Annotated in this window: 20 protein-coding genes and 5 pseudogenes; 21 read left to right on the plus strand and 4 right to left on the minus strand. The window is 48.3% G+C overall.

Going from position 1 to position 17,083, the window contains the following annotated elements:
• Window positions 1-117 precede the first annotated feature (117 nt).
• Together GV818_RS19860 and GV818_RS19865 are read left to right on the plus strand one after the other, a co-directional pair.
• Window positions 118-315: a hypothetical protein gene (locus GV818_RS19860; RefSeq protein WP_161777305.1), complete on the plus strand. Its 198-nt coding sequence runs from the start codon at window positions 118-120 to the stop codon at window positions 313-315.
• Window positions 316-553: 238 nt separating this feature from the next.
• A complete protein-coding gene (locus tag GV818_RS19865; protein ID WP_161777321.1) occupies window positions 554-946 on the plus strand; it encodes a hypothetical protein in 393 nt (130 codons plus the stop codon).
• 68 nt (window positions 947-1,014) lie between these two features.
• On the opposite strand, the gene GV818_RS19870 is transcribed toward GV818_RS19865, so the two are convergent.
• Entirely contained in the window at window positions 1,015-1,287 is a 273-nt protein-coding gene (locus GV818_RS19870) for a hypothetical protein (protein WP_178125013.1), read from the minus strand.
• A gap of 328 nt (window positions 1,288-1,615) precedes the next feature.
• Here GV818_RS19870 and GV818_RS19875 point away from each other — a divergent pair.
• The 3 genes and pseudogenes from GV818_RS19875 to GV818_RS19885 form a co-directional block, all read left to right on the plus strand.
• Window positions 1,616-4,888, plus strand: a pseudogene (locus tag GV818_RS19875) (DUF637 domain-containing protein); the annotation flags it as partial.
• Window positions 4,885-5,169 (plus strand): hypothetical protein, encoded by a 285-nt coding sequence (locus GV818_RS19880; RefSeq protein ID WP_161777307.1) that lies wholly within the window; start codon window positions 4,885-4,887, stop codon window positions 5,167-5,169. The pseudogene GV818_RS19875 and the gene GV818_RS19880, both read left to right, overlap by 4 nt.
• Before the next feature lie 456 nt (window positions 5,170-5,625).
• The gene (locus GV818_RS19885) at window positions 5,626-5,982 is read left to right on the plus strand and encodes an immunity 8 family protein (protein ID WP_161777308.1); all 357 of its coding nucleotides are present in this window, start codon (window positions 5,626-5,628) and stop codon (window positions 5,980-5,982) included.
• A gap of 65 nt (window positions 5,983-6,047) precedes the next feature.
• Here the strand turns inward: GV818_RS19885 and GV818_RS19890 are convergent, their stop codons facing one another.
• On the minus strand, window positions 6,048-6,269 hold the full coding sequence (locus GV818_RS19890) for a SymE family type I addiction module toxin (protein ID WP_161777309.1): 222 nt from the start codon (window positions 6,267-6,269) through the stop codon (window positions 6,048-6,050).
• Window positions 6,270-6,593: 324 nt separating this feature from the next.
• On the opposite strand from GV818_RS19890, the gene GV818_RS19895 reads away from it, so the two are divergent.
• From GV818_RS19895 to GV818_RS19950, 13 genes and pseudogenes are all read left to right on the plus strand, one after another.
• Window positions 6,594-6,917: a hypothetical protein gene (locus GV818_RS19895; RefSeq protein WP_256679492.1), complete on the plus strand. Its 324-nt coding sequence runs from the start codon at window positions 6,594-6,596 to the stop codon at window positions 6,915-6,917.
• Window positions 6,918-6,983: 66 nt separating this feature from the next.
• Window positions 6,984-7,319, plus strand: a complete 336-nt coding sequence (locus GV818_RS19900; RefSeq protein ID WP_161777322.1) for a restriction endonuclease fold toxin — start codon at window positions 6,984-6,986, stop codon at window positions 7,317-7,319.
• The gene (locus tag GV818_RS19905; protein WP_161777310.1) at window positions 7,319-7,678 is read left to right on the plus strand and encodes a hypothetical protein; all 360 of its coding nucleotides are present in this window, start codon (window positions 7,319-7,321) and stop codon (window positions 7,676-7,678) included. The genes GV818_RS19900 and GV818_RS19905 overlap by 1 nt, the downstream gene beginning before the upstream one ends.
• Window positions 7,679-7,828: 150 nt before the next feature.
• Window positions 7,829-8,197, plus strand: coding sequence for a hypothetical protein (locus GV818_RS19910; RefSeq protein ID WP_161777311.1), 369 nt, complete (start codon window positions 7,829-7,831; stop codon window positions 8,195-8,197).
• Between the two features lie 59 nt (window positions 8,198-8,256).
• Window positions 8,257-9,414 (plus strand): annotated as a pseudogene (locus tag GV818_RS19915) (IS3 family transposase).
• A 158-nt stretch (window positions 9,415-9,572) separates the two neighbouring features.
• On the plus strand, window positions 9,573-9,848 hold the full coding sequence (locus GV818_RS19920) for a hypothetical protein (RefSeq protein WP_161777312.1): 276 nt from the start codon (window positions 9,573-9,575) through the stop codon (window positions 9,846-9,848).
• 579 nt (window positions 9,849-10,427) lie between these two features.
• A pseudogene (locus GV818_RS34515) lies at window positions 10,428-10,661 on the plus strand (hypothetical protein); the annotation flags it as partial.
• Window positions 10,594-11,013: a CdiA family toxin C-terminal domain-containing protein gene (locus GV818_RS19925; protein ID WP_161777313.1), complete on the plus strand. Its 420-nt coding sequence runs from the start codon at window positions 10,594-10,596 to the stop codon at window positions 11,011-11,013. The pseudogene GV818_RS34515 and the gene GV818_RS19925, both read left to right, overlap by 68 nt.
• Window positions 11,014-11,037: 24 nt before the next feature.
• Window positions 11,038-11,403, plus strand: coding sequence for a ribonuclease toxin immunity protein CdiI (gene cdiI / locus GV818_RS19930; RefSeq protein WP_161777314.1), 366 nt, complete (start codon window positions 11,038-11,040; stop codon window positions 11,401-11,403).
• 142 nt (window positions 11,404-11,545) lie between these two features.
• On the plus strand, window positions 11,546-11,851 hold the full coding sequence (locus GV818_RS19935; RefSeq protein ID WP_161777323.1) for a polymorphic toxin type 50 domain-containing protein: 306 nt from the start codon (window positions 11,546-11,548) through the stop codon (window positions 11,849-11,851).
• A 1-nt stretch (window position 11,852) separates the two neighbouring features.
• Entirely contained in the window at window positions 11,853-12,149 is a 297-nt protein-coding gene (locus GV818_RS19940) for a hypothetical protein (RefSeq protein WP_256679493.1), read from the plus strand.
• Between the two features lie 160 nt (window positions 12,150-12,309).
• Entirely contained in the window at window positions 12,310-12,591 is a 282-nt protein-coding gene (locus GV818_RS19945) for a hypothetical protein (protein WP_161777315.1), read from the plus strand.
• Window positions 12,592-12,680: 89 nt separating this feature from the next.
• Complete coding sequence (locus tag GV818_RS19950; RefSeq protein WP_161758086.1) at window positions 12,681-13,115, plus strand: hypothetical protein; 435 nt, start codon at window positions 12,681-12,683, stop codon at window positions 13,113-13,115.
• Window positions 13,116-13,283: 168 nt separating this feature from the next.
• Here the strand turns inward: GV818_RS19950 and GV818_RS19955 are convergent.
• Window positions 13,284-13,564 (minus strand): annotated as a pseudogene (locus GV818_RS19955) (hypothetical protein).
• A 346-nt stretch (window positions 13,565-13,910) separates the two neighbouring features.
• Between GV818_RS19955 and GV818_RS19960 the strand changes: the two are divergent.
• The 3 genes from GV818_RS19960 (at window position 13,911) to GV818_RS19970 (ending at window position 16,128) form a co-directional block, all read left to right on the plus strand.
• Window positions 13,911-14,264 carry a hypothetical protein gene (locus GV818_RS19960; RefSeq protein WP_161777316.1) on the plus strand — a complete coding sequence of 118 codons (354 nt, stop codon included), beginning with the start codon at window positions 13,911-13,913 and terminating at the stop codon, window positions 14,262-14,264.
• A 489-nt stretch (window positions 14,265-14,753) separates the two neighbouring features.
• The gene (locus GV818_RS19965) at window positions 14,754-15,143 is read left to right on the plus strand and encodes a hypothetical protein (RefSeq protein ID WP_161777317.1); all 390 of its coding nucleotides are present in this window, start codon (window positions 14,754-14,756) and stop codon (window positions 15,141-15,143) included.
• 115 nt (window positions 15,144-15,258) lie between these two features.
• Complete coding sequence (locus tag GV818_RS19970; protein ID WP_161777318.1) at window positions 15,259-16,128, plus strand: hypothetical protein; 870 nt, start codon at window positions 15,259-15,261, stop codon at window positions 16,126-16,128.
• Here GV818_RS19970 and GV818_RS35065 read toward each other — a convergent pair.
• Window positions 16,109-16,754: pseudogene (locus GV818_RS35065) on the minus strand (endonuclease V). The gene GV818_RS19970 and the pseudogene GV818_RS35065 overlap by 20 nt on opposite strands.
• Window positions 16,755-17,083: the final 329 nt, after the last annotated feature.

A 17,083-nucleotide genomic window follows, 5' to 3' on the forward strand; every position in this document is an offset into this window, starting at 1 on the left:
GTAGGAGTAGGTGTTCCCTTTGTGATGGCAAAAGTCACATTCAGATCGCCATCTTGTGGCGGTCGGATATCTCTACCGGAGAGTGATGGGTATGCACCATATTTTCGGGCAGAAACTATGAGTGAAGAATTGGCTGTTCGGATGTATGGAGTTCCAAGTTTCGCAAAATTCGGTGTGCCGTATACTGTTAAGTTGGAGTTGACATATTATCCGCGTTTGAATTATGGGCAGCTGGGTGTTGGTGAGAGATTTTATTTGACTGAAGGGCCTAAGACTATTGCTGATGGAGTTATAGAGTCTGGTGTGATTCATTGAGTCGTGTAGTAAGTGGTTTGTCATGAAGTATCTAGAGGCTGTATGTGGCAGCTTTCTAAGTCGGCTTGTATTTAGGGTGGATCTTGTTGGGGTAAATAAGTGCTGTTTGGTGTTATGAATTAAGTGGTGGAAAGTGTGTGTAGGGTTTGATTCGCATAGTCAGGAATTTTTGTAAAGGCGTTGAGCTTCTCCTGGTTTTTCTTGTTGTGGTTGTATTTGATTTTCTGTAGTGGAATAGATACCTGTAAAAGTCGCTCAGTGCTTTTTGCTCAAGTCAGCACTTACCGAAAAGGGGCGGGTATACGCCATTCGCCCCAGCAACGAGGGTGTGATGAGGTGTTTTAATGTCTTCCTGGATGGCAATGAATCAGATTTGGAAATGGGCTACAACCATGGAGAGCGATACATATATTTCTATATCATTCATGGTCGGCATGAGGTCAATTCCAAGGCTAAGAATTGGGCAGATATGCCCGTGACGGTTAAGGCCGGCGAGGTTATCTACCTCAAGCAAGAAGTTGAAGTTGGCGTAATGATTGCTCGCAATAGCTTGAAGGTGTTAAGCGATGTGGAGGGTCGTTATCTGGTCAAGGATGCAGTCTTGGGCACTATCGCCAAAGAGAGCAAGTAGGCGATTGATCGATCGGTATTCGATCTACTGCGAGAGAAAAAGGGCGACCTCAAGCCGCCCTTTTTTGCTTACTGGAGCACCTGCTCCTGCATTCGCTTTGTTGTCACATCCATCAAATCACACCCATCGCGCAGCAGAATGCTGCACACCAGCGACAGTTCCTGCAGCACCACTGCACCTTTGGGCGCTTCATCAGAAATCGCGAAGTTCTCCAGCAGCTGAGTCACGGCTCGAATGCGATACGCCGCTGCATCGTGCAGCACATCAATGGGGGCTTGGGTATCGATCAGCAGTGAGGGAATGTTGCAGTCGTGGCCGGTAATCGGCATGTATCGATTCAGAGTCGTCATGGATCTTACTCCTATATCAATCTGAGCCATCACCTTCCGCCGCCAAGCAGAGTAAGGGTGACGGATTGCACAAGGTTGGCGGACCAGGGATATAGGACCTGGCACTCCCGAAGGAGTCCCTGCGCAACCCGCCATAACACGAGGATGCGGGCGCAAAAAAAGCGCCTGCAATCGTATTGGGGGCGCTGTTGCGCCTATATCTGTTTGGACCGCCAAGTCCAATCGCAGCATTTGCTACGAAGGCCGCAGGGTAACGTGGAGGACGAGTACTAGCAACTCACGAAGAGGATAAAAAACACTGGAAACATCTTGCTGACAGCTCAAGCAGTTCATGAGCTCGGACTACCTGCTGTCCAAGCTCGGCTACAACCCGGACCAAAGTGCCAAACGCCTGGGGGACGGTTTTTACGAACAGAAACTGATCCAGCAAGCCATGGTGGCCCGCACCGGCCAGCGCTTTATCGACGGCCAGGCCAGCAACGAAACACTCTTCAAGCACCTGATGGACAACGCCCTCCAGAGCAAGCAACCGCTTGACCTGTCGGTGGGCATCACCCTGACCGCCGAACAGATCGCCGCCCTGACCCACGACATCGTCTGGCTGGAAAGCCATGAAGTGAATGGCGAACAGGTGCTGGTGCCGGTGCTGTACCTGGCGCACTCGAACAACCGATTGGCGCCCAACGGCTCCCTGATCGCGGGCAAGGACGTGAGCCTGATTGCCGGCAAGGATCTGAACAACGTTGGCACCTTGCGCGCAGCCAATGATCTGTCGGCGGTGGCAGGGGAGAACCTAGTCAATAGTGGGTTGGCGGAGGCGGGCAAGGGCTTGGACCTGCTGGCGGGCAACTACCTGGTCAACCGCGCCGGCGGCATCATCGCCGGGCGTGACGTAACCCTGACCACCAAAGAGGGGGACGTGATCAACGACCGCACCCTGACCACCCACCAGAGCAGCAGCGAAGACTACGTCCGCGAGCAGCGCCGCGACTTCCTCGACAGCGCCGCCCGCATCGAGGCCGGCAACAGCCTGAGCATCGACGCCGAACGGGACTTCGACAACAACGGCAGCGTGCTGCACAGCGGCGGCAACACCACCATCAAGGCCGGTCGCGACGTCACTCTCAATGCGGTCGAGCAAGTGGTCAGCAATGACCGTGGTATCGGCAACCTCGACCAGAGCAAAACCCAGCACGGCGCCACCCTGGAGAGCGGCGGCAACCTGAGCATTGAGGCCGGAGGCAACGTCACCGCCGTCGCCAGCCAGATCGACGCCAAGGGCGACGTCTCGATGACCGCCAAGGACAACCTGACCCTGGCCTCGGCGGCGAACGAACAGCACTGGGCCAGCAAGACCGGCACCACCAAGAGCGAAGAGGATCGCGTCCACCAGCAAGCCACCACGGTGACGGCGGGCGGCGATGTGACGCTCAAGTCCGGCCAGGACATGACCCTGATTTCCAGCAAGGTCAAGGCTGGGGATGAAGCCTATCTGGTGGCCGGTGGCGAACTGAACCTGCTGGCGGAGCAGGACAGTGAGCATTCGCTGTATGACATGAAGAAGAAGGGGGGCTTTGGCAACCTGCAGACCCAGCGTGATGAAGTCACCCGCACCACCCATATCGGCAGCGAAATCACTGCCGGTGGCAACCTGACGCTCAAGAGCGATGGCGACCAGAAGTATCAGGTCGCCAAGTTGCAAAGCGGCAAGGACATCACCCTGGACAGCGGCGGCGCCATCACCTTCGAAGGGGTGAAGGACCTGCATCAGGAGAGTCACGAAAAGACCAATAACAACTCCTTCTGGGTGTCTTCCAAAGGCAAGGGCAATACCGACGAAACCCTGCGCCAGACCCAGATGGTGGCGGCCGGCAACATCGTGATCAAAGCCGTTGATGGCCTGAAGATCGATGTGAGGCAGGTCAACCAGCAAACCGTCAGCCAGAGCATCGACGCCATGGTCAAGGCCGACCCGCAACTGGCTTGGCTCAAGGAAGCCGAGCAACGCGGTGATGTTGACTGGCGGGCGGTGAAGGAGATCCACGACTCCTACAAGTACAGCAATTCCGGGCTGGGGCCGGCTTCGCAGATCATCATTGCGATTGTGATGGCTGCAGTGGTTGGGCCTATGGCAATGGGAGCTATGGGGACCGCCACCGGCGGAGCAGTTGCTGCGGGGACCATGAGTTCGGGAACTGCTGGAGTGTTGGTGTCGAGTGCGGGAGCTATCGCTACAGGTGCGGCGACTAATGCAACCGTTAGCTTTATCAACAATGGCGGAAACCTGGGGGCCGTATTTAAGGATGTGACCTCTTCCAGCGCCATGAAAGGGTATGTGATCTCAGGTGTTACTGCGGGGCTTACATCTGGTTATTTCAATGAGTGGACAGGCACTTACACCAACCCAGTAACGAATCAGGTTATTGGGCCGAACCTCAGCACTTGGACAGGTGTTGGGCAATTTGCTGCGAGCCAAACACTGCAGAGCGGCACTTCCATGCTGTTGAGCAAGGCTCTGGGGCAAGGTGGCAGTGCAAGTGATGCTCTGAAAAGTGCTTTGTTCAATACCTTGGCTGCGGCCAGTTTCAATGTCGTGGGAGATTACACCAAGGAGGTGTTTGACAATGGCTCTCTACCGAAAATTGCTATTCATGCAATGGTGGGGGGATTGTTGTCGCAAGCGACCGGTGGTGACTTCAAGACTGGGGCCTTGGCTGCGGGTGCCAACGAAGCGTTGGTTGGCCATTTGAATGGTTTGGTAAATGGCAATAAAGACCTGCTAATCATGAGCTCACAAATTGTGGGTGTGCTAGCGGCGGCGGCTCAGAAGGATAGTGATACAGCCAAGATCGAGAAGGGGGCCTGGGTTGCGCAGAATGCTACTCAATACAACTTCGTGGAGCATCTTCCCCCGGGCCTGACTCAGTATGGGCAAGCGGCGAGCACGCTCGCAGAAGATATGCGGAATCGGGGGGCTACTGCTGAGCAGATAAGTGAAGCTCTCGTGGATCAGGCCCGAGGGCTTGGTTTCGATGGTGTCCAACCTGCTACTGAATTCACCAAGGCTTGGGCTATGTTTATGGCCGGTGAACTCAGCGGCATCGGGCTGGCTGCGGCGTTAGGTAAGATCCTTTCGGGAGGTGCACGAGGGGGAGTCGCAGCGGGGCAGGCTTCAAAAGCAGCACTTCCTAGTTCACCTCAGCCAGCGACACTAATTAGTGATCTTGGGCCAAATTACAGAGTTATCACGCCTCGTGGTCCAGGTGCAGCAGAGGGCCCATTGCCCCCTGGATATACACCAGTATCTCGCTGGGTTTCCCCTGATGAGGTTCCTTATTGGATGCAAAATGGAGGGACGGCTATTCCCAATGGCGTTGGAGCTGGTGGACGTGTTTACGTAACAACCCCAGGTGCGGCTCAGCCAGGCGGGACTGGTCCTATTCGTATAGACTTTGCTGTTCCAGAAAAGGCTATAAAGCAGGGCGGGAAGCCGGAGTGGGGGCAGATTTTTCAGCCAAATCAGAGTTCACCTATTTATAACGTTAAGATTAATGTGCCGGATAGCATAAAAATTCCAGGAGTGATGCCATGAGTTTTATTAATGTTGTTGAATATGGGATCGTTATTCGTCGGCAAGAATTGATGTCTAGATTTATAGATATTGATAGGTTGTCAGCACTGCTTGAGTTTGATGCGCCGCTTGATATAAATGCCGATGTGGTTTCCTTTGGGCCCTGCTTTGGAGGAGAGGCGGCGGATGAGCTTACTCGGCGCTTAGAAGTGCTGGGTTTGCAATACGTTGATGATTTTTTTGTGTTTTCTGGCGAATTTCCATTGTGGTGTAAATTTAAAGTGGGCATAAAATCTGATTAGCTGCAAAAGGAACTGCTAAGGAAGCAGAGGTATTGGTCAATGCTGAAAAATCTGCTTTGGATCGTATTGGGAGCAATGCGAAAGGGCCTGATCTGACGGGCAAGGCGCCGAATACGGTGCTTGATTTGCAGAATGCAAAAGCAGGAGCAGATGATTGGGCTAAGCTAAGCGGCCAGCATCAGAGATGCCTCACAAGGTAAAGGTAAAGGTAATTTTAATATTGGTACTGGTACAAGAGAGCAAGCTGATGCTTTGGGAAAAGCATGGGTAGGAGATGGGTATAAGGTTGCTAGTGATGGGAAAACCTTAGTCAGTAGTGACGGTTTAAAGCAATATAGGCCACCAACTTACAAGCCCAATCAGGAGAAGGCTCAAGCTAACTTTGAGCAAAGACTCCCTGGTCAAGAATCAAAGAGATGGCAATCAAATGGCCATCTGAATATAACGGATTAGACTATGAAGGCAGAATTAAAACGGCTTCATAGCCCAGACATTTACGATCTGGAAAATTACAAGCCGGAATCACCAACAAACTTTAGTTTTCTCCTTCAAGCGATGATTGGTCCAGTGGGTGAGGACGGGGAAGAGTCATTTGATATAGAAGTTTGTACTCCAAAATGGATTGAAGAAAATTGCGCGCAAGATGTGGTTCTTATTGGAAGTCATTATTTGATTGTTCGTGAATATAATTATAAAAAAATTAATGAATCTATAAGAAGGTTTTTACTGGGTTGTGCTGGTGAAAATTGGAAAGAAGTTGCAAGGGAAGTTTCACGGCTAGGACTTTGGGAGTTTGAGGGTTACGAGCCATAGTGAACTGTAAAAAACGGATTAGGAACTGACACTTTTAATATCCCCGGCAGTGCCGGGGATATCTATCACTCTGCCGTAATCACCAACCTATTCTTACTAATCTCAATTCTAATCTTCTGATTGACCTCAAATCCCGCTTGTTGCAGCCAGTGTCCATGCAGTCGAAGCCAGGGAACGAGGCAGTGTTGCGAATTTTCGGCATCGCCCAGTGGCGGATAGAAATCAGCGGCGATGGTGGCGAAACGTTCAGTTTTGGGTAGGGCTGCCCTATGATCGGCCTTAGCCATGATTCAGCTCCTCTGTAGCTGCAAAAGGAACTACGGCAAAGGAAGGAACGTTTCCAGACGAGGTGTTTACTGGGAAGAAGCCGCATCAGACGACGCCTGGCACAAAGAGTACGACACCAGAGAGGTATAACCCAGCGACTGGGAAGCTTGAAAAATCTGTGGTCGAGTACGATCAGTATGGTCGACAGGTTAAGAGAACGGATTATACGAATCATGGATATGGAGACAAAGGAAAGCCTGCGGAATATCATTCCGATCCGCACACGCATACCTACGAATATGGTCCTGGCTATGGAGCCAATGGTAAAGAAACGAGGGTAAATCATGATTAAAGTTCTGCAGTTGAATGAGTTGCTTGTTGCTCACAATTGCTTGTACGCCATTAGTATTCAGTCGAATGAAGATGGGGGAGGCTACGATTTATCTCTATCAATCTCGGTCTCTGAAAAGGCAGGGACTGATGTGGTGCGTATCAGATTTATTGATATCAGTGATTTTACGTCCCGTGATATTGGCGGCGGATTGACTCAGCTGATGCATATGAGCGTGAGTAAGCTAGATTCGGGTTTTGACAGGATGCGTTATCAATTGATCGATCTAGAAGATAATAAGTTGTCATTTTACTTTTCATCATTTTCGGTTGATTAGATGTCGGAAAAGGAGAGGCGGTACTTGAATGTTCTTCCGTTAAAATGTCGGATAATGTAAGGGGGGCTGTACTCAAAAGGAAAATATCGTGAGGCTTTAGATGTTCACTATGAGGGCCTTGTTAGAGGTCGAGTTGGAGGAGTGTCTCAGATTATTAATGGTGGAGAGGTTGATGTTGTTACAGGCGCTGCGTTGATACAGGTGAAAAGAACATGTTCGGCTATTGAAAGGTCAGATAATTTCCTTAATAAGGCAACTCGTAATCAGATTAAAGTTACTATAGAAATCGCGGTGGAGCAGGGTAAAAGAACCGAGTTTTGGTTTAAGCATGGTGTTTGTTCCAAAGTTAGGATGTGTATTGAGGATAAAGGTGGTGTCGTTAAGGTTGGATTGGGGGGGTGATGTCTAGTTACGTTTCAGTTAGAGGATGGATTGAGTGTGACTTTAAGGATGTGCCAACTATAAAAAATCTTGCGGCCGGATCTTGGGCTTCTTTCGGTAAACATGGATTAGAAAGTGATGCCGCAGATTTATATTGGAGTGGGTGGGTATTTCCTGAGATTCCAATTAATTGGGTGGCTTTTGTATTTTATGGGGGGGTGATAAATTCGCGGGCATATGATTTCTTTAAATTTGTTTTAGATGAGGTTGCTAAGGCGAATGTAGAAATTGAAGGGCTTTTTTATGTGGATTTTGAAGAGGGCGATGACTCAAGGGTGTTGAGAGTTGAAAGCGGGGTTTTACTTGAGAGGAAAAGATAGGTTTAGGTGTTCTGTCATTCTAAATGGAATCTTCGCGGAAGTCCGGAGTTCAAAAAACTCTATCTAGTGAGTGTTCTCGCCTCAATGAGTATCCGGTTTCATTGGAGCGTTGCACACTGGAATGGCACTGATCTGTAGTATATTGAAAATGTGATCGCTATCTCCGCGCCGTTAGGTCTTGTCCGGTTTTTAAGTTTTATTTTTTGCCAAGGTTTTGAATTGTTAGATGAGGTTGAGGCGGGAATTAAAAATGCAGTTGTTGAATTTGTAAAAAGCATTAGTGGTTCGTTTAGTAGTATGAGGTTGTTGTTTGTTTTGCTGTTTGGTGGAAGTTTCAATGAGTTTTGGCGTCAGCACGTCATTCGCTCCAAGGCTGAAAACTGGGCAGACATGCCTGTGACCATTAAGGCTGGCGAGGTTATCTACCTCAAGCAAGAAGTTGAAGTTGGCGTGATGATGGCTCGCAACAGCTTGAAGGTGTTAAGCAATGTGGAGGGCCGTTATCTGGTCAAGGTGTAGTGGTCTAATGAAACCGGACACCCATTTAGGCGAGAATGCTCGCCAGATAGAGGTGTCTGATGACCAAGCAACGTCGTTCCTTTTCCGCTGAATTCAAACGAGAGGCCGCAGGCCTCGTACTTGATCAAGGCTATAGCTACATCGAAGCCTGTCGTTCACTTGGAGTTGTCGAGTCTGCGCTGCGTCGCTGGGTTAACCAGCTTCAGCAAGAGCGCAATGGAGTGACTCCGCAAAGCAAAGCGTTGACGCCCGAGCAGCAAAAAATCCAGGAACTGGAAGCCCGGATCAATCGGCTGGAACGGGAAAAATCGATCCTAAAAAAGGCCACCGCGCTCTTGATGGCCGAGGAACACGAGCGTTCGCGTTAATTGATCAGCTTCGCTCTGAAGAACCTGTTGATCTGTTGTGCTCGGTATTTGAAGTCACCCGATCTTGCTATTACGCGCACTACCGCAAGCGTCGATCTCCGAACGTTGAGCGGCTGATCTTGCGCAGCCGCGTGAACGAGCTGTTCACCCAAAGCCGCAGTGCGGCGGGCAGCCGAAGCATCATGTGCATGATGCGAGAGAACGGCATAAAAATTGGGCGATTCAAGGTACGCAAGCTGATGAGCGAGATGAAACTGGTCAGCAAGCAGCCCGGCTCACATGCCTATAAAAAGGCGACAGTGGAGCGGCCAGATATCCCGAACGTGCTGGATCGGAAGTTCACCGTGTCTGCGCCAAATGAAGTCTGGTGCGGTGATATCACTTATGTCTGGGCTGAAGGTCGCTGGCACTATGTGGCGGATCGACCTTTTCACCCGCCGCGTAGTGGGCTGGGCGTTTTCATCGAAACCCGATACCGACCTGGTAATCAAGGCTTTGGATATGGCTTATGAACAGCGTAGTCGCCCACAGAATGTACTGTTTCACAGCGACCAAGGAAGCCAATACGACAGCCGAAGCTTTCGCCAACGACTGTGGCGTTATCGCTTCACACAAAGCATGAGTCGGCGTGGAAACTGCTACGACAACGCACCGATGGAACGGTTGTTTCGCAGTCTGAAAACGGAATGGATACCGAGCGTGGGCTACATGAGCGCATCGCTGGCACAGCAGGATATCGGTCGTTTTTTGATGCAGAGGTACAATTGGCAACGGCCACATCAATTCAACAGCGGGCTGGCGCCCGCCGTGGCCGAGGAAAAACTTAACGCAGTGTCCGGGATTAGTTGACCACTACAAGGCAACCTTGTAAAGAACAAAGATACTTTCGGGGCTCAGGAAAGTGTGGGTAACTTGAGAAGTGTTGAGGGAGTTTATATGCTGAACCCTAAAAACAACGTATGGGAAACCATTTCTATTTTTCCTGCGCCTAAACCATAGGTGGTGCTATGAAGTATGTAAATTTAAGTTATTTTCTGAAGACGGTTTTTTCTGCTGATTTTGGCTTTTCAGAGGCCATGGCGATTGACCTTTATAAGGAGGCGGTTGATAACGCAGGTAAGAGAGGGGAACTTAAAAAAGAGTTGCTCGAGGCTTTTGAGGATGAATCTGTTTCCTGGAAGGAAATGCTGTTGAATGACGAGTATGAAGTCATGGATCTTGATTCTGAGGATGAGGCCCGGGCATATGCTAAACGTGTGCTGTGGGACCCTATTCTTGGATAGTTTTGCTGAATTACGGTGTTTGACGGAGTGAGGGCATTTCTTGAAAATCTGCTCGGTCAAGTGTGTTAGTCGGCTCCGTCAGTAGTGTGTTGAGGCGTAAGTAGGTAGATAGGGAAAACCCATGAGTGCCCATAAGAGTCCGTTGCAAGCGTTCGTGATGTCTTGTATGGGGCAGGCAGGGGCTCTATATGGGGCGTATAAAGTGGGTGCTATGGGGGTAGGGCTTTTGTCTATGGGAGGTGTGGCGCTTGGTGTCTTCGCTTGATTGCTAGTCCAATAGGGTTGTACGTCTTGGTAGCATTCACCATCATAGTCAAGTCAGGTTCTGCCAAAGCTCATCGCGATTGGCGTGCCACTACTGCGGTGAGTCAGATACCCTAAATATTCGATTTCACCTGCTTTAGTGGCAGGTCTTATTATTGTGCTGCTAGTGGGATACTCAAGATTTTAGTCCTTGGTTATTAAAAACTACTTCATTTTCTCTGGCTCGATGGTTCCAGTTTTATCTATTGGCAACTATGCAGGTTTTTTAAAGGACATTCATGCGTGAGCAGAACCTCACTATCGCTGCTGATCCTGATGCTCACATTACCCGGCTGCCATTCCAACGTCAGAGACTCTTCTCCCAGCTTTCTGAACGACGGCATCCAGCTACACCAAAGTACGGTAGCGGTCGATGCGCAGCACGCCAAAGTCATCATGAAAGCATCAGGCTATACATTTCCAGTAGAGTTCTCGGTCCGTCGTGCGACAGATCCTGATCAACGAATGGAGGTGCTGGGGACCGTGGTGGATTCAGGCCGGGGTAAGGTGCTCGACTTATAGTTTAGTAAAAGACAAAGGTATAAATATTGTAAGTGAAACACCTACAGGTGTTAAGGGAATTACTCATGTTGAGTACAAAGTACCTGCTAAAGATGCATCAGGGAATTTTACTGGAGGTTATAAAGGTAATGGTTCGAAGCCATTTGAAAAGACAATTTATGATCCTAAGATTTTTACAGATCAGAAAATATTAGAATTAGGTCAACAAGCCGCCGCTAGTGGTTATAAAACGGCTATGGCAACTCCTAATGGAGTTACTAACGTTGCTGCTGGTGGTGTTAGTTTTAGAGTATATGTCGATAAAACGACTGGTGTAGTAAGAAATTTTCATCCCAACTAATAACGGAGGATTAATAAAATACATATGAGTGAGAATTTATTTGATATGTCAGATGTTTGTTCTGGGCTGAATGAGATTGTAGTAGGTTATTTTAATATTATGCACTCTGATGATAGATTTTTAGATGCCACAGAAAATATTATTCAAAAAGAGTCATTTATGCTTGATGGTGTATATTGTTTTTTTCCAGACATGAGTAGTTGTGAGAAGGAGGAACATTTCGAAGGAGTTCAGTTTGCTGTTGGCTATCCTCCAACGGAAGATGATATCGTCACAGTTAATGAGGAAACCTGTTATCACTACGTCAGGCTCGCCTGTGAAAGGTATCTAAAATTTCATCCGGAAGATACTGATAAAGTTAATGAGTTACTGGAAAATATACCTACGTAAGCGCGACGGTGGTATTTGTTGGTTGTATTTTAATAAGCATATTAATAATTAATTCTTCTTATCGTTTTTTGGTTTAGTATTTTTAAGTGTAGCGGCAAAAGGAACATTTACACCTAAAGATTTCCCTGAAGTTTCTGCGGAAATTAGTCGCCAGAAACAGTTAAGACATCTAGAGGGAACCCCTCAACTGGCTGAGCGAGGTAAAGGGGGGTATTTGAGCAATGCCGCTGATGCGCAGAAAGTTTTAGATGCTTACCGCTCTGGTAATGCAGTTATTTTAGGTAAAAATGCCCAGGGTTTTCCTGTAGTTCGAGTTGATGGAGTCACTGGAACGAATGTAAATATTGGCGCGGGGATAAGCAGCCAGCCGACAAATGTTTTCGTAATCAAAGGAACGAAAAGCCCAAGCATTGTTCCTACAAGCCCGAATCCTAAATTGGTGGAATGATATGAGTATGGTTATTAGGAATCAAATAATTATCGCATTGATGCAAGCTTTGTTAGGGGCGATCTCTTCTAACTTTAGAGCTGTTTTAATTGACTTTTCGCAAGGGTTGGATGTCAGGTTTTTCTTGGAGCAGGATTTGATTGAGGATACTGGCGAGATAGATGATGTAATCACGGAGTTTGACTCGCTCATAATGGGGATTAAGGCATTTCCAGTAAAATATAGTATTGAGGTTGGTGGTGGCAGGATGGACTTTTCTGGTGATAGTGTGATTCCAGTTTATATTAGACGCGAATAACTGCGGCAAAAGAGACCGCGAAAAATCTAGTCTCAGGGGAAACTAAGGTTGTAAGTATTGATAGGTCAGCGGCTAATGATGCTAACTTTACGTTGGCATTAACTTCAGCAAAGAAAGGGTCTGTAGTTAGGGGGCTTTAGAGGAGCACGAGTTTAAACAGGTGTCTGATATCGTTTCATTTAGAGGTGGTGAGTTTAAGGGGGGCGATACACCTAGCTTTGCGGGCATTGATGGCTGGCTTGATGGTGTTTCTGTTCAACTTAAGACAATCAAAGAGGCTAGTATAGATTCGGTTAGAAGAAATATTCTTAGTGGTGCTGAGGATATGGTTAAAGCTGGGTATAAGGGGGGCTTGTATATTGATGCAGCTAGTGCAGGAGTGTCCATGGAGAAAATGTTAAGTCACTTTAAGTCGGGGGGCAGTCTCAAATGTTGTTGGTGAGGGGGCGGTGAGTAATATTTATATAAGACTCAGGATGGCTGGATGAATATATCTTCTGGTCGAGTTTTTCAATATAAATGGTGGGAATGATGTCGGCTGGTTTGTTTGTTCCGATCAGGGTGGTTCCTGATTTTAAGAGTATCTTGGGCGGGCTGTTTAACTTTCTTTCCGGTTTTTTTATATCGGCAGGTCAGCTAAGGGTTGGTGTGAGTCTTGGCGGAGGGGGGGAGCTAATTAATAGTTTTGTCTTTGTGCATGATCAAGAGCAGAAGCCTCTTTGTTGGATTAGTTTTATGGAAGTGGCTGAGGATTTGAGAGAGATCTCAGAAATGGATTTGCCTATTGTTGCTCAGGTTACAAGGGGCTCGAAACATAATATGTTGTTTTCAGTGGCTGTTGCTTGTGCGATAGGAAAAGCGTTCGGAGGGCGAGTGATATATGATGATGCTCAGGTGTATTTTGATTGCAAGAAAGACGTTTATACTCTTTTGGAGAGTGAGGAGTATCTTTCTGTTAGATTGTGAAAGTGGTTGCTGACTTTTGCGGAATGTGTTTTTTTGATCTGGACGGATACTGCGCTTTTAGTTAGATATCAAGGTTGAAGCCGGGCGGTTTTATACCACCCCTTTCTGTTTATGTGAATTTTCAACAGGCTGCGTTTTCACACAGCCTGATCAAGCTACCTTTTTGGCTTACTGGAGCACTTGCTCCTGCATCCGCCTCGTCGTCACATCCATCAAGTCACACCCATCGCGCAGCAAAATGCTTCACGCCAGCGACAATTCCTGCAGCACCACTGCGCCTTTGGCGCTTCATCAGAAGTTGCGAAGTTCTCCAGCAGCTGAGTCACGGCACGAGTGCGATACGCCGCTGCATCGTGCAGGACGTCAATGGGGGCTTGGGTATCGATCAGCAGTGAGGGAATATTGCAGTTACGGCCTGTAACAGGCATGTATCGATTGAGAGTCGTCATGGATCTTACTCCTATCTATCGTTGTAACTCCCTACCGCCCGAGCCTCCGCAGCAAAAGGAAATGGTCAAGAAACGGGGGCCTTGGTTAATGCAGAAAAGGCGGTTTTTGAGCGTATTAGGAGAAACTCGAAAGAGCCTGATCTGACGAATAAGGCGCCGAATACGGTGTTTGATCAGCTTCCTACAAAAGGAGCACTAGTCTCTGCAAAAGACCAACAAGCTCCGAGCCTTTCAAACCAGTTTCCAGGTCATCCAAAAGGGTGGGCAACACTTATCGTAGACACGAAGCTGGCCCAGGGTGCAGGAATATATAATTATGTTGTTATTGAGGATAGTGCGTTGGTGATTGGTCGTAGACTTAGACAGCAGTGGCGAGCGCGGTGGCCAGATCAGCGCCCGGCAGATCGACCTGGAACTCAGTGGCGCCCTGAACAACCGCAAGGGCCTGATTGAAAGCCGCAGCACCCTGGCCACGGCGGCCGCCAGCCTCGACAACCTGCCGACCGGTCATTTGAGTGTTAAAGAGGTTGAGGGGATAAATAAGGTTTTTGAGAAAAATATGGTGTCCGGCAGAGAAAAGGTTAATATTATTGGTCATCTAGAAAAGGCGGATATTGTGCCGGTCGACTTTAGAGTTCTTAATGATAGTAGTCAGAGGGTTTTTCTAGACTATATTAAGGCTTTGTCTGCTGGGCAGTAGTCAAGATTTATTGTTGTGAGGTAGTTATGGGTGGGGCTGTTTGGGTATCTAAAAATATGCCTAGGCCTGAGGGGTATCGATATCTTGGTGGGGTTGTTAATGGCTCTGCATGGGATGCGTTTGGTGAACTTTTGGATGCTGCACTATTGCCGGAATATTTTGGTGTGCACTCTCAAGTTAAGAGTGAGGAAGGACTTTTCTTAAGGTACTATTCTTTTGATGAGTTGAGTCGGTCTGATTTTAATTTGGTTGTCAGAGTTGTTAGGGGGTTTATCTTTAATATGCTTGACCCTAGCCCTTGACAGCTAAAGGGAAAGGCTGCTTGGGATGAGGTAGTGGGGCCATATATTAAATCGGATCCACGTTATGAGTTGTGAGTTTTTTATGAGTTGTTTTTGGGTTTTTACTTTAGAAAGAGCGGTGGTTTAGGCGTTCAGCCCTTCTTAAGGTTTTTCATGAAGCCCCGGGGGGACGTAGTAGTCTAAGAAAGTGCGAAATAGTCCTATACTTTCGATCGACTTCAGTCCCGCCGACTTTAAAGCGGCAGTAGACCTTTGGTCGATCGGTATCCGACAATCACAAGAGAAGAAGGGCGACCTTCAAGCCGCCCTTTTTTGCTTACTGAAGCACCTGCTCCTGCATTCGCCTTGTCGTCACATCCATCAAATCACACCCATCGCGCAGCAAAATGCTGCACACCAGCGACAGTTCCTGCAGCACCACTGCTACCTGGTCAACCGCGCCGGGGGCATCATCGCCGGGCGTGACGTAACCCTGACCACCACCGAGGGGGACGTGATCAACGACCGCACCCTGACCACCCACCAGAGCAGCAGCGAGGACTTACTCGGTACCCAAAGGTATCAATTGATGATGTGAAAGTGGCCACTTACAAGCTGGCACCTAGGCAGGGTCAAGGGGATAAATTCGAGGCGTGCTCGAACTGCAGCGGTGTACTGAAGCATGCCGATGTGATTACCGGAAGGAAGCACTGATGATTATCAAAGAAAATGCGCTAAGCAACCAGGGTGGATTGTGGACTTTTCGGGGAGTGCCATACACCGGGGGCGTGTTGGAACTCTCGAGTGGTCATGTGGTGGGGGGCGGTATGTATGAGGAAGGCCGCTTTGTTGATGTCTACCGTAGCGAGTTTATTCTTGGGGAGGTGCGCAATGGTATCGAAATGGAACGAGACTATACGGGGGAACAGTTTTATTGGGAAGGTAAGGTCTACAATGGCTTTTCCTATGAGTTCAGAGGAGATGTATGTGTCAGCGAGCGCTTGTATGAATATGGCTGGGTGATAGAGGAAGTAACATACTTTCCAGATGGCCAGTTGCGTACTGTCGAGATCGGGGAGGATGTTCCACAGAGTTATGAGTGGTTCGAAGGCGGCGGGCTGGAAGCGATGACGGTTCACCAAAATAATGTTTTTATGTTTTCATTGAAATTCTCATTGGAAGGGCTGGAGCGGTTGACTTTGTTGGGCGACTACTTTTCTAGGTTGCCGAAAGTGATTGGCTGCATAAGGTTTCCTGTGTTATGTGATAAAGCGGAGCTCTCCTCTCTTAAGTGTGCGGGCCGAGTTTTACTCAGTGGGGATGGTATTGACACGGCCGTGATTGATTACATTTTTTTGGGCGAAAATGAGCGGCGTATCAGAGAGTTGGAGTTGGATGGTGTCAATGGGACACCGGAACTCCTGCAGTGTTTGAAGAATCTTCAGCAGTTGAGTGTATTGAAAATTGTGGCTGCTAAGCGTTGCTTTGACTGGTGGCGTGAAGGGTGCGTACAGTTTCAGATGCTTCGACCCGAATGTGATGTGTATTTAAACAATCGGAAGGTTAGTTTGGCGGGGCGATGAGGTGTTTGTTCTGTTCGTAGAATTGCCTTCCATATCGATCTGCAAGTCGAGTTGTTTCTGGTAATCGATAGTGGCGTGTGACGTTCAATACCCAGTGGCAGGCGGTTTCAAGGGAGATTCGGTGGCCGATTGAAACGAACACAGGTTTTACATTTTTTTGAGTCCTGAGCGCGGCCCCGATTAGTTCGTCGCCGTCGAACAGGCCTGATTGGCATCCCCTTTCATTAAGGGGAGGTGCGTATTCACCGATGAAGCGACTTTATCCGCATCCAATAGTGGGTATGTCATAAAGTACTCCCAAGCGCGATGCCAAGCCAAACCGACGAGGGTGAGCTATACCTTGCCCGTCGCAAATGATCAGGTCGGTGGGTTATAGTTGATAAAAGCCTTACGATTGAAGGCAGTTCTCTAAACGAAAAAAGACCAGGTACATAAGGGTATGACGCTATGCCTGCCCATGCATGGCTTTCGATAGTTTCTAGGCTGTGTGCATCAACTATAACAATAGATGCAATTAGTGTATCGTTATTTTTATGGTAGGCAACATCAATTCCTGCGATGCGGTTTACCACTCCCAGTCGGTTTTTTTTGACTACTTGCTTTGAGAGTTTTATTTGTAAGTCTATTGCTTAGTTGGGAGGGATGTCTCAAGCATGTTTTATGGCGGGTAGCATATGGGGAGCTCTGTTGCGCTGGTTTGAGTAGGCTAATATTTTATATACATACTATGAAATTTTCGACTGCTGGAAAGTTTATCATGTTGCGAGTCTGGAAGGTCTTATGCTTAAGGAAACTCCGAACAAGTCAGCGGCGGGCATTTAATTGGCGACCGAATCGCTTTTCAGCCTGGTCTTCGGCGGCAGGCTTCACCAGAATTTTCAAGGCGAAAGTGTTTAACTTGAAACCTAAAGACTAGTTGGAGTAATAGCAAATGAAAATTTTTCATTGGTGATTG

The organism is Pseudomonas sp. Fl4BN1, assembly GCF_009908285.1.
GTDB lineage: Bacteria > Pseudomonadota > Gammaproteobacteria > Pseudomonadales > Pseudomonadaceae > Aquipseudomonas.

Excerpts from the sequence above, each read along its gene's own strand:
- GV818_RS19895 (WP_256679492.1), top strand. The coding sequence starts at position 6,594 with ATGATTAAAGTTCTGCAGTTGAATGAGTTGCTTGTTGCTCACAATTGC.
- GV818_RS19905 (WP_161777310.1), top strand. The coding sequence starts at position 7,319 with ATGTCTAGTTACGTTTCAGTTAGAGGATGGATTGAGTGTGACTTTAAG.
- GV818_RS19880 (WP_161777307.1), top strand. The coding sequence starts at position 4,885 with ATGAGTTTTATTAATGTTGTTGAATATGGGATCGTTATTCGTCGGCAA.
- GV818_RS19860 (WP_161777305.1), top strand. The coding sequence starts at position 118 with ATGAGTGAAGAATTGGCTGTTCGGATGTATGGAGTTCCAAGTTTCGCA.
- GV818_RS19940 (WP_256679493.1), top strand. The coding sequence starts at position 11,853 with ATGAGTATGGTTATTAGGAATCAAATAATTATCGCATTGATGCAAGCT.
- GV818_RS19885 (WP_161777308.1), top strand. The coding sequence starts at position 5,626 with ATGAAGGCAGAATTAAAACGGCTTCATAGCCCAGACATTTACGATCTG.
- GV818_RS19970 (WP_161777318.1), top strand. The coding sequence starts at position 15,259 with ATGATTATCAAAGAAAATGCGCTAAGCAACCAGGGTGGATTGTGGACT.
- cdiI (WP_161777314.1), top strand. The coding sequence starts at position 11,038 with ATGAGTGAGAATTTATTTGATATGTCAGATGTTTGTTCTGGGCTGAAT.
- GV818_RS19950 (WP_161758086.1), top strand. The coding sequence starts at position 12,681 with ATGTCGGCTGGTTTGTTTGTTCCGATCAGGGTGGTTCCTGATTTTAAG.
- GV818_RS19890 (WP_161777309.1), bottom strand. The coding sequence starts at position 6,269 with ATGGCTAAGGCCGATCATAGGGCAGCCCTACCCAAAACTGAACGTTTC.
- GV818_RS19920 (WP_161777312.1), top strand. The coding sequence starts at position 9,573 with ATGAAGTATGTAAATTTAAGTTATTTTCTGAAGACGGTTTTTTCTGCT.